The organism is Gluconobacter sp. R75690, from assembly GCF_015244525.1.
Taxonomy (GTDB): Bacteria; Pseudomonadota; Alphaproteobacteria; order Acetobacterales; family Acetobacteraceae; genus Gluconobacter; species Gluconobacter potus.
Map to the genome: position 1 here is coordinate 90146 of NZ_JABCQB010000006.1, position 11150 is coordinate 101295.

An 11150-nucleotide genomic window follows, 5' to 3' on the forward strand; every position below is an offset into this window, starting at 1 on the left:
GCATGTTTGAAAGCGTGTTGAGCTGGAGGGTCCGATTCTCAAAATGGGATTTTGGAAAGCGGCGTTGAGGATGAGGAAGACGGTATTGGTTCAGAGATGCACGAGTTAATGACCGAGCTTCAAAATAAAGAAGAGCGCCTCAATATTGCCGCCGACAAGTCAGGCATACCGAATGAGGGCACGCACATGATTACAGCGCTTGCCAACAAAATCGACGGATTGGTTTCACGCGGCCGATAGAGACCTGCCGCCTTCCCACATACCAACATTTCCAGGTGCTGAGCCCCTGAAATCCTGCGCCGGACTCGGCAGAACGCTCGGCAGTTTTTCACTTCCCAAGACGGGCGAGTTCGGTAAGAAGACAGGTCGCACAAAGGCGAATGTTGTGAACACTGGGCATCTCAAGGACGACGTTCCACCCCGGATATTTGATGACCATACGATGGTCGTTTTCAGATCTGGAACTGGGACAGACTCTGTGAACAGTATGCGGCAGGCAGCCTTCCGTTCCACGGCCTTAAACGACAAAAATCAGGATACCGATATTTCCTTTACCCGGTCCTGAGTGAGCAGAACATGTAACCTTCTGGCACCTCCTTGCAGAGAGTCCCGATAGTGAACCGCTGGCTGTTATCGAAGACCTGTCATTTTCTCAGCGCTGGGAATATACCAGTATTCTTTTTAAGGATTTTCTATAGTAAAAGCGAATCATACCGCTACATACACCTCGATAAAATTCAATTATTATTCCAATATAGTGATAAATACTTCATTATATATGACATTAATCTTTTTATACAAGAAGATCACTAAAGTCTTCTATTGTTACTATTCGGAATATCTCAAGGGTATCCCTCTCACCGGGGCACTTATCCCGGATCTACACCTCGCAGAACCAGATGACAGTCTTTCGTTCTGCATTATGTGGAGACTAGAGCAGTGATCTGTCACTGCGGATAACAGCGCGGGACTTGCTTTTTTGGCAAGAATGGACGGAAAATCATCAATGCTCTTCCCTGTAACGAAAACGGTTGAAGAAAATTCACACGGAGCAAGCTGATCGTGGTTCCGCATCCGTTGACGCCTCCCGATATTTTCCAGCATGTGCGGATAATCATGGGCATGGTGGTTGGTCTAAGCGTAACACGCCTCCTGACGGGCCTCGTGCGGATTATTCAACACCCCAACCAGACGCGGATCTATCCCGTTCACATCGGCTGGGTTCTGACACTGCTCCTGATGCTGATGCATTTCTGGTGGTGGGAGTTGTGGCTGATCGAATTACCAGCCTGGACATTTGAAACCTACCTGTTCCTGCTGCTCTACGCGATCATACTATTTTTCCTGAGTGCTTTTCTGTTTCCTGAATCCATCAGCGATTACACGGGATATGAAGACTTCTTTATTTCCAGGAGGAAATGGTTCTTCTCCTTTTTTGCACTGACAGTCATCTTCGATCTGTTTGATACGATCATAAAAGGTCCCGCGCATTATGCCCTGTTTTCAATTGAATACTGGTTCCGTATCCCAATCTATCTTGTCCTGTGCGGTATTGCGATCATCTCGACTGATCGCCGGTTTCATATCGGGTTTGTAAGCCTCGGCCTTCTTTACGAAATTTCGTGGATCATCCGGCATTTCGAAAGATTATCGTAAAGTCTCGCTCCGGTCTGAAGCAAAACAACATGCTGATCCGTCCATCAGTTTGATAGCCCGAACAGGGCGGGAAAACTTAATGAACGAATATCGAAGCAATCATGCAGAAGACGAGGCCGCAGACTGCGATCAGTGTTTCCAGAACGGACCACGTCTTGAGGGTCTGCGGAACCGTCAGGCCGAGATATTCCTTCAACTGCCAGAATCCCGCGTCGTTCATTGGCCCGAAAGCGACCGAACCTGCTCCCGTCACCAGGACCATTAACTCAGCCGAAACGCCCGTTGAGCGCGCAAGAATGGGGGCCACGATCCCTGATGCTGTTGCCATCGCAACGGTTGAAGAGCCACAGGCAACACGCACAATGGCAGCGAGCATCCAAGCCAGAACCAGCAGAGGGACATGAGCGCCAAGTGCCGTATCCGTGATGGATCGTGAAACTCCGCTATCCACGAGAACACGCCCGAAACCACCCCCTGCCCCTACGAGAAGCATGATCAGGGCGGTCGGCCCCAGGCACTCATTTGTAAATCGCAGAACGGTCTCTCGCGAAAAACCCCGTGCGTGACCCAGGACATAAAATGACAGGACCGTCGCCAGCAGAAGAGCGATATCCGTATTACCAATGAAATGCAGAATATTACTGAAGGTTGTATGAGGCGCGGCAACGCGATCTGCCATTGAACCGGCCAGCATCAGGATCACGGGAGACAGCACTGTGAAGACCGTGATGCCAAACCCCGGAAGATCTTCCGGCGGCTTGCTGCTCACGAATTGCTTCGCCAGTGGATTGACCCCTTCGGGGATTACTCTTGCTGAAGCAAACCGCCCGAAGACTGGCCCGGCAATCACCGCAATCGGCGTTCCAATCGCAATGCCAAGCAGAATGGTCTTCCCGATATCCGCATGATAGGCGCTCAGCGCCAGAAGCGCAGCCGGATGCGGGGGAATAAGGGCATGCGTGATGGACAGCGCAGCCCCCATGGGAAGAGCGACACGCAGTAAAGGCGTCTGCGTCCGATCCGCCAGAACAAACGCCAGCGGAATCAGAAGCACAAAGCCGACTTCGAAAAATACGGGAAGGCCGACCAGAAGGCCGATCAGCATCATGGCCCAGTCGACATGCCGACGGCCCGAAAGGGTCGAGATCGTCAGGACGATACGATCGGCGCCACCGGACTCCGCCAGCATTTTCCCAAGCATGGTGCCAAGCGCAATGACAGTTCCGACATGCCCCAGCACATGTCCTGCCCCCGCCTCGAACGACCCCACCACCTTGTCAGCAGGCATGCCAGCAATAAGGGCCAGCAGGATCGAGATCGAAAAGAGGGCGATGAACGGATTAATCCGGAAACGGGCAATAAGGATGACAACCGCCGCAATGGCCGCAGTCGCAAGCGAGATGGCAAAGATGGAGTTCATCCGGTGTCAACTTTCCTGTGGCATCCCGACAGAAGAGGCCATCTTAACGAAAACCATTCCATCACAAACCCGATAGACAGTGCCCCTAACACAGTTCTGATAAATTGAAACAGAGTCAGCCGCAGAAAGACTACAACGATACGGTAATCCCGCCATCAACCATCAGCACCTGTCCGTTAACGAAGCTTGAAGCCGTGGAAGACAGGAAGACTGCTGCCCCGACCAGTTCCTCGACCCGTCCCCATCGCCCTGCCGGCGTGCGTTTGCACAGCCAATCCGTGAACTCTGCATCCGCCACGAGCTTTTCATTCATTTCCGTGGCAAAATATCCTGGCGCCAACCCGTTGATCTGAAGCCCGTGCCTGGCCCAGTCCGTCGCCATGCCTTTTGTCAGGTTTTTGACCGCTCCCTTGCTCGCCGTATAGGGCGCAATTCCCGGGCGGGCGAGCTCACTCTGGACGGAACAGATATTGACGATCTTGCCCCGTCCGCGCGGAATCATGTGCCGCGCCACCGCCTGCCCGACGAAGAAAACCGCGTTGACATTAGTTGACATCAGATCATCCCAGTCCTTGCGCTGAAATTCCTCCAAAGGTGCGCGGCGCTGTATCCCGGCATTATTGATCAGGATATCGATCGGCCCCCTACGCTGCTCAATCGCCGCGACCCCCTCAATCACCGCATCCTGATCCGTCACGTCGAAAACCGCCGTACTGGCTTTTAACCCTTCCGCCTCCAATTCGGACTGCGCGGCCTTCAGACTTTCAGCGTCTCGGCCATTCAGGACGACTTCCGCCCCGTAACGCGCCAGCCCCTTTGCGAGAGTCAGGCCAATTCCCCGTGACGCCCCAGTCACAAGGGCACGCGAACCAGAGAGTGAAAAAAGATCGGGATGGGACATATCTGTCAGCCTTCGAAATCACGGTTCTGCTCTTCCTAGCAGTCTGAACCCGCCTGGGATCCACAAGTCCGCGTGCGCACCACGTGCTCTCACATCGTCAATAAACTTTTATCAGAAAAAATTTCCATCCCCCCTTCTGGACAGTCTGAAAGTTATATGTAACACAAATAACGGTATTTTGTGCCGATATAATGTGATATTCTATCACAAACAAACGTTAGGCTGAATTGGGGCATGTTTTTCTCTCATGTCCTGTCTGTATTTTTTGAGATCTGGGTGTGATTCTATGGATCTGGTTCTGGGAATTGATGTTGGAACAGGCAGTGCCCGGGCGGGTCTCTTCACGCTTGAAGGACTTAAGAAAGCCTCATCCGTCCGGCCAATCCAGACATGGACACCGCGCCCCGGTTATGCCCAGCAATCCTCACAGGATATCTGGACCGCCGTTTGCGAGGCGACCCGCAGCGCTTTAGAAATGCTTGACAAACCTGGACAGGTCATTGGCATCGGTTTCGATGCAACCTGCTCCCTCGTCGTCGTTGGCGACGACGATCAGGGCCTCTCGGTAGATCCCGAGGGCGCACCGGGACAGGATATCATTCTCTGGGCAGACCATCGGGCCCTTGAAGAAACGCGCGAAATCAACAGCAGTGGCCAGGACGTGCTGCGTTATGTCGGCGGTACGATTTCTCCCGAAATGGAAACGCCGAAACTGCTCTGGCTGAAGCGCCATCTTCCGCGGGTCTATGAACAGGCGGCCCATTTCTTCGATCTTCCCGATTTCCTGACATGGCGCGCTACAGGTTCGCTATCACGGTCGGCCTGTTCGACAGCCTGCAAATGGACCTACCTCGCCCATGAGAACCGCTGGGACGAAGGATATTTCCAATCCATTGGACTTGAAGACCTCGCACGCGACGGCTTCAGCCGCATCGGGAACGACATTCGTCCCCTCGGCGGTCTTGTCGATGGTGGATTGAGCGCTCAAGCCGCTGCGGAAATGGGACTGCCAGCCGGTATCCTCGTTGGTGTTTCCGCCATTGACGCCCATGCCGGGGGCATCGGTCTGTTCGGGCTGAACACCGAAGGCTCTCTCTCGGACGATCAACTTGAGCGCTCAATATCGCTGATCTGCGGGACGTCGAGCTGTCACATGGCCGTGTCGAAAGAGGCGCGTTTCGTGCCCAGTGTCTGGGGCCCCTACTGGAACGCCATGGTTCCTGAGATGTGGCTGAACGAAGCAGGCCAGTCCGCTACGGGCGCGCTGATCGACTTCGTTATTTCCAGCCATACCTTTGGCTCCGTCCTCAGACAGGAAGCCAAAGACACGGAAACCAGCGTCTACGCCCTTCTGAACACACGGATCGAATCTCTGGAACGCGGCAGCCTGCCGGGGACGATCACGGCCGACCTGCACGTGCTTCCGGATTTCCATGGAAACCGTTCCCCCCATGCCGATCCTGACCTGACCGGCATGATCAGTGGCCTCAGATTGTCCGACACGGTCGATGATCTGGCACGATTGTACCTCGCCACCTTGCAGGGCCTTGCCTACGGCACGAAGGACATTATCGAGGCTCTCAACGCGCAGGGCTACCGTATCGACACGATTTTCGCGACCGGTGGCAGCACCAAGAACCCCGTCTTCCTGCGCGAACATGCCAACGCTACCGGATGCCGCATCCTGCTCCCCGCGGAGCCGGATTCCGTGCTGCTGGGCGCCGCCATCCTGGGCGCTGTCGCGAGCGGAACATACACCGATCTGCGACAGGCCATGGCGCAGATGAGCCACGCGGGAGACGAGATCGTCCCCGACCCGCGCCTCGCTGCGTATCACGCCGCCAAGCGCAGCATCACGCACGACATGCTCTCGCAGCAGCTCACCTGGCGTCAGCAGATGCGTGACGTTCTGGAAAAGGAGAACACCGCCTGACGGCCCAACCGTCCGACCCGTTCTGCCATTCCCGTCCCACCGAAACGCATCACCATCCCTTTCCAGAGGCCGATTTCCATGTCCCGTCTCAAAGCCACACGCACAGCCATCTGCACTCTCGCCCTTCTGCTCACGGGTTCCGCCCTGTCCAGTGCCGAGGCAGCCGGAACCCTGACGATCGCCACCGTCAACAACGGCGACATGATCGTCATGCGGCAGCTTTCCCAGGAGTTTGAGAAGGCCCATCCGGACATTCACCTGAACTGGGTCACGCTGGAAGAAAACGTCCTGCGTCAGCGCGTCACGACCGATATCGCCATGAAGACTGGCCAGTTCGATGTCGTGACCATCGGCAACTACGAAGTGCCGATCTGGGCCAAACAGGGCTGGCTTACCGAGATCAAACCCGACGACGCCTATGACGTGAACGACATCCTGCCCTCCGTCCGCGACAGCCTGATGGCGGATGGCAAGCTCTACGCCCTGCCGTTCTACGCCGAAAGCGTCATGACCTATTACCGCAAGGACCTGTTCCAGAAGGCCGGGCTGACAATGCCGGACGCACCGACCTACGACCAGATCCGCCAGTTTGCGGACAAGATCACGGACAAGGGCAATCAGGTCTATGGCATCTGCCTGCGCGGCAAGCCGGGCTGGGGCGAGAACATGGCGTATATTTCTTCGCTCGCCAACACGTTCGGCGCTCAGTGGTTCGACATGTCGTGGAAGCCGACCATGACGTCCGATGCCTGGAAAGCGACCCTGAACTGGTACGTCTCGGCCCTGAAGGCTGACGGTCCTCCGGGCGCGACTTCCAACGGCTTCAACGAGAACCTGGCCCTGTTCGCCAGCGGCCATTGCGGGATCTGGATTGATTCCACCGTCGCAGGCGGCCTGCTGTTCGATCCCAAACAGTCCCAGGTCGCCGACAAGGTCGGCTTCGCACCTTCTCCCAAAGGCCCTTATGGCAAAGGTCCAACCTGGCTGTGGAGCTGGAGCCTCGCCGTCCCCGTCAGCTCCCACCAGAGCGCGGATGCCCAGACCTTCATCACCTGGGCCACGTCAAAGGATTACGTGAAGCTGGTCGCCGCTCAGAAAGGCTGGGTCGCCGTTCCCGCTGGAACCCGCGCCTCCACCTATGCCGCGCCCGAATACGTCAAGGCCGCCCCTTTTGCCTCCTTCGTGCTGAACGCCATCAAGACCGCTGATCCAAACGGTCCGACGGCCCAGCCGCGTCCCTATACCGGTGCGCAGTTCGTCGGCATCCCGGAATTCCAGGCCATCGGCACGCAGGTCGGCCAGACCGTTGCCGCGACCCTGTCCGACCAGATGACTGTCGATCAGGCCCTGACCTCCGCCCAGGCTTCGATCACCCGCGCGCTCCGCCAGTCCGGCCGCGCGCGATAACGCCGCCCGATCAAGGTTAAGAATACCATGCAGGCCGTACTCGAACACAGCCCGCCCGCCGGAGCGGCCGCCCTGAACCAGACGAAGGCACGCGGGAAAAGGACAGGTCTCCTGCTCCTTTCCCCGTCCGTCCTGCTTCTTCTGGTGTGGTCGATCGTCCCACTCGTCATGACGCTGTGGTACTCGGTGCAGAACTACAACCTCGTTGATCCCACGCTGCACGGCTTCGCGGGGATCGACAATTACTGGTACCTGCTGACCGATCCCGATTTCCTGCATTCGCTGCTGAACACGTTCGTACTGGTTGCGGGCGTCCTGCTCATCAGCATCGGCGGCGGCACCCTGCTGGCCGTCCTGTACGATCAGGAGTTCTTTGGCCGCGGCATTGCCCGCATCATGGTCATCTCCCCGTTCTTCATCATGCCCACGGTCTCGGCGCTGCTGTGGAAAAACCTGATGCTGCATCCGATCTATGGCGTCTATTCCGCCATGATGCGGGCTGTGGGTCTTACGCCGATCGACTGGCTAGCGCGCTTTCCGCTCCTGACCGTCATGATGATCGTTGCCTGGGAATGGCTGCCTTTCGCGGTCCTCATCCTGCTGACGGCGGTACAGTCGCTCGACGGTGAACAGCGCGAAGCCGCCCGGATGGACGGCGCAGGCCCGATCGCCCGTTTCCGCTACATCATCCTGCCGCATCTGGGCCGCGCGATCAGCGTCGTCGTCATGATCGAGACGATCTACCTGCTGACGATCTTCGCCGAAATCTCCGTCACGACTGCCGGCGGTCCCGGCGTGGCCTCCACCAATCTGGCCTATCTGATCTATTCACGCGCCCTGCTCCAGTTCGACGTGGGTGGCGCCTCGGCTGGTGGTGTGGTCGCTATCATCATCGCCAATATCGTCGCGATCTTTCTGGTGCGCGCCGTAGCCCGCAATCTGGAGGCCTGACATGGCGCTCAAGACCAAAACCAGCACCCGGATCGGCGTCACCGTCCTCGGCTGGGGCATTGCGCTCTGGCTGTTCTTCCCGATCTTCTGGATGATTCTGACGAGCTTCAAAAACGAAGTCCAGGCGATTTCCACCCCGCCGAAGCTGTTCTTCATGCCAACGCTGAGCAGCTATGCCGAGGTATTCGAGCGCGCCAGTTACTGGCATTTCGCGCTCAATACGGTGATCGTCTCAGTCGGCGCGACAGCAATTGCCGTCGCCCTGGCCGTCCCGGCAGCCTATTCGATGGCGTTCCTGCCCTCAAAGCGCACACGCGGCACCCTGCTGTGGATGCTCTCAACCCGCATGCTGCCTCCCGTCGGTGTGCTGGTCCCGATCTACCTGCTGGCGCGCAATACGCATCTGCTCGACACCTGCACCGGCCTGGCCGTCGTGGACATGCTGACGAACCTGCCGATCATCGTCTGGATGCTCTACACGTTCTTTCGCGAAGTCCCTGCCCCCATTCTGGAAGCCGGCCGGATGGACGGCGCCACGCGCTGGCAGGAAATGACGATGGTCCTCCTGCCGCTCGCCCTGCCTGGCATCGCATCCACGGCTCTGCTGTCGCTCATCCTGTGCTGGAACGAAGCCTTCTGGTCCCTGAACCTGACCTCCTCGCACGCAGCCCCCCTGACAGCGTTCATCGCATCCTTCTCATCACCGGAAGGACTGTTCTTCGGAAAACTGTCCGCAGCCTCCACCCTCGCCGTGGCCCCGATCCTCGTTTTCGGCTGGATCAGCCAGAAACAGCTCGTCCGCGGCCTGACTTTCGGAGCCGTCAAGTGATGCGGATCCCGGCTCACTCCACTCAACATTCCTGCATAAACGGGGCCTGACCCATGGCGACTGTCGAACTCAAGAAGCTCCGCAAGACCTACCTTACGGAAGAAATCATCAAGGGGATTTCCCTCTCGATCGAAGAGCGCGAATTTGTGGTCTTCGTCGGCCCGTCAGGCTGCGGAAAATCCACGCTCCTGCGCATGATCGCGGGCCTTGAGGACATCACATCCGGCGATCTGCTGATCGACGGGCAGCGCGTGAACGACGTGGAACCCGGCAAGCGCGGTCTGGCGATGGTCTTTCAGTCCTACGCGCTCTACCCGCACATGGACGTCTACAAAAACATGGAGTTCGGCCTCAAACTGGCCGGAATGCCGGAAGCCGAGCGCCGCGAGAAGATCGAGCACGTCGCCCGCACGCTTCAGCTCGAACCCTATCTGCACCACAAACCCGGACAGCTCTCCGGTGGCCAGCGCCAACGCGTCGCCATCGGTCGCGCCATCGTCCGCAATCCGAAAGTCTTCCTGTTCGATGAGCCGCTCTCGAACCTCGATGCCGCCCTGCGCGGCCAGATGCGCGTGGAACTCTCCGCCCTGCACCGCAAGCTCGGCGCCACCACGATCTATGTGACTCATGATCAGGTCGAGGCCATGACCATGGCAGACAAGATCGTCGTCCTTCAGAAAGGCGTGGTCGAACAGATCGGCTCCCCGCTCGAACTGTACCACCACCCCCTCAACCTGTTCGTGGCCCGCTTCATCGGCTCGCCGCCCATGAACTTCTTCCCGGCCATTTTCCAGGGCGGAGATTCTGCAGGCTCCAGCGTCCAGCTCCGCGACGGCTCGATCCTTTACGTGCCCGTTACATCCCCGGGGCTGCTGCCCGGAACAAAGGTGACGGTCGGCATCCGTCCCGAACATGTCGAACTGGTTTCTTCCGGCCCCAACACCGGCGTCGTGGAAGTCATCGAACGCCTCGGTGCCATCACGCTCGTCCATGTCCGCATGCCGGACGGGGAAATCATCGTCGTCCAGACGGATGGCGCAGTCCTGACGGAGGTCGAAACCCGCGTCAGCCTGACTCTTCCCCCAAAGAACTGCCACCTCTTCGCGCCCGACGGTCTGGCCTTCGAAGCCTGTCACCGCCACCCCCTCGCTGCCTGATTGTAGGAAACCCATCTCATGTACATGGAAAAACTCCGCCTCGATAACCGCGTCGCCATCGTCACCGGCGGCGCACAGAACATCGGCCTGGCCTGCGTCACCGCACTGGCCGAGGCTGGCGCCCGCGTCATCATCGCCGATCTCGATGAAGCCATGGCCACAAAAGCCGTGGAAGACCTGCGCATGGAAGGCCATGATGTCAGCAGCGTCGTCATGGACGTCACGAATACCGAAAGCGTGCAGAACGCTGTCCGCAGCGTTCATGAGCAGGAAGGCCGCGTGGATATCCTGGTCGCCTGCGCCGGCATCTGCATTTCCGAAGTCAAGGCCGAGGACATGACGGACGGCCAGTGGCTCAAGCAGGTCGATATCAACCTGAACGGCATGTTCCGCTCCTGTCAGGCCGTCGGGCGCATCATGCTCGAACAGAAACAGGGTGTCATTGTCGCAATCGGCTCCATGTCCGGCCTGATCGTCAACCGCCCGCAGCAGCAGGCGGCCTATAATGCGTCGAAAGCCGGTGTTCACCAGTATATCCGCTCGCTGGCCGCAGAATGGGCCCCCCATGGCATCCGCGCCAACGCCGTTGCCCCCACCTATATCGAAACGACGCTCACCCGCTTTGGCATGGAAAAGCCGGAACTCTATGACGCCTGGATCGCCGGAACCCCGATGGGCCGCGTGGGCCAGCCCGATGAAGTCGCTTCCGTCGTGCAGTTCCTGGCATCCGACGCAGCCAGCTTGATGACCGGCGCCATCGTGAATGTGGATGCGGGCTTCACCGTCTGGTGAGCAAGGACGATCCGGGCGCCATCTCTGTGCCCGGATCCCTCTTCAGCAAAAGACCGCAACAATAGGTCACTGATTGAGGAAATCTTTCAAAGTTTCATTTTCTT

At 57.9% G+C, this 11150-nt stretch carries 10 protein-coding genes; 8 read left to right on the forward strand and 2 right to left on the reverse strand.

Annotated elements, in window-relative coordinates:
• The first annotated feature begins 51 nt into the window (after positions 1-51).
• Positions 52-240: a hypothetical protein gene (locus HKD27_RS09155; protein WP_194689363.1), complete on the forward strand. Its 189-nt coding sequence runs from the start codon at positions 52-54 to the stop codon at positions 238-240.
• Between the two features lie 822 nt (positions 241-1062).
• Positions 1063-1656: a hypothetical protein gene (locus HKD27_RS09160; protein WP_338085572.1), complete on the forward strand. Its 594-nt coding sequence runs from the start codon at positions 1063-1065 to the stop codon at positions 1654-1656.
• Between the two features lie 76 nt (positions 1657-1732).
• Here HKD27_RS09160 and HKD27_RS09165 read toward each other — a convergent pair whose 3' ends face one another.
• Both HKD27_RS09165 and HKD27_RS09170 read right to left on the reverse strand, forming a co-directional pair.
• Positions 1733-3076 carry a gluconate:H+ symporter gene (locus HKD27_RS09165; protein ID WP_194689280.1) on the reverse strand — a complete coding sequence of 448 codons (1344 nt, stop codon included), beginning with the start codon at positions 3074-3076 and terminating at the stop codon, positions 1733-1735.
• A gap of 130 nt (positions 3077-3206) precedes the next feature.
• Positions 3207-3977, reverse strand: coding sequence for an SDR family oxidoreductase (locus tag HKD27_RS09170; RefSeq protein WP_194265086.1), 771 nt, complete (start codon positions 3975-3977; stop codon positions 3207-3209).
• 286 nt (positions 3978-4263) lie between these two features.
• Between HKD27_RS09170 and HKD27_RS09175 the strand changes: the two genes are divergently transcribed.
• The 6 genes from HKD27_RS09175 (at position 4264) to HKD27_RS09200 (ending at position 11046) form a co-directional block, all read left to right on the forward strand.
• A complete protein-coding gene (locus HKD27_RS09175) occupies positions 4264-5910 on the forward strand; it encodes an FGGY-family carbohydrate kinase (RefSeq protein WP_194689281.1) in 1647 nt (548 codons plus the stop codon).
• Between the two features lie 78 nt (positions 5911-5988).
• Positions 5989-7317 carry a sugar ABC transporter substrate-binding protein gene (locus HKD27_RS09180; RefSeq protein WP_194689282.1) on the forward strand — a complete coding sequence of 443 codons (1329 nt, stop codon included), beginning with the start codon at positions 5989-5991 and terminating at the stop codon, positions 7315-7317.
• A 27-nt stretch (positions 7318-7344) separates the two neighbouring features.
• Positions 7345-8268, forward strand: a complete 924-nt coding sequence (locus HKD27_RS09185) for a carbohydrate ABC transporter permease (protein WP_194689283.1) — start codon at positions 7345-7347, stop codon at positions 8266-8268.
• Position 8269: 1 nt separating this feature from the next.
• On the forward strand, positions 8270-9097 hold the full coding sequence (locus HKD27_RS09190) for a carbohydrate ABC transporter permease (RefSeq protein ID WP_194689284.1): 828 nt from the start codon (positions 8270-8272) through the stop codon (positions 9095-9097).
• A 53-nt stretch (positions 9098-9150) separates the two neighbouring features.
• Entirely contained in the window at positions 9151-10254 is a 1104-nt protein-coding gene (locus HKD27_RS09195) for an ABC transporter ATP-binding protein (protein ID WP_194689285.1), read from the forward strand.
• Positions 10255-10272: 18 nt separating this feature from the next.
• Positions 10273-11046 (forward strand): SDR family NAD(P)-dependent oxidoreductase, encoded by a 774-nt coding sequence (locus tag HKD27_RS09200; RefSeq protein WP_011253692.1) that lies wholly within the window; start codon positions 10273-10275, stop codon positions 11044-11046.
• The last annotated feature ends 104 nt before the right edge of the window (positions 11047-11150 follow it).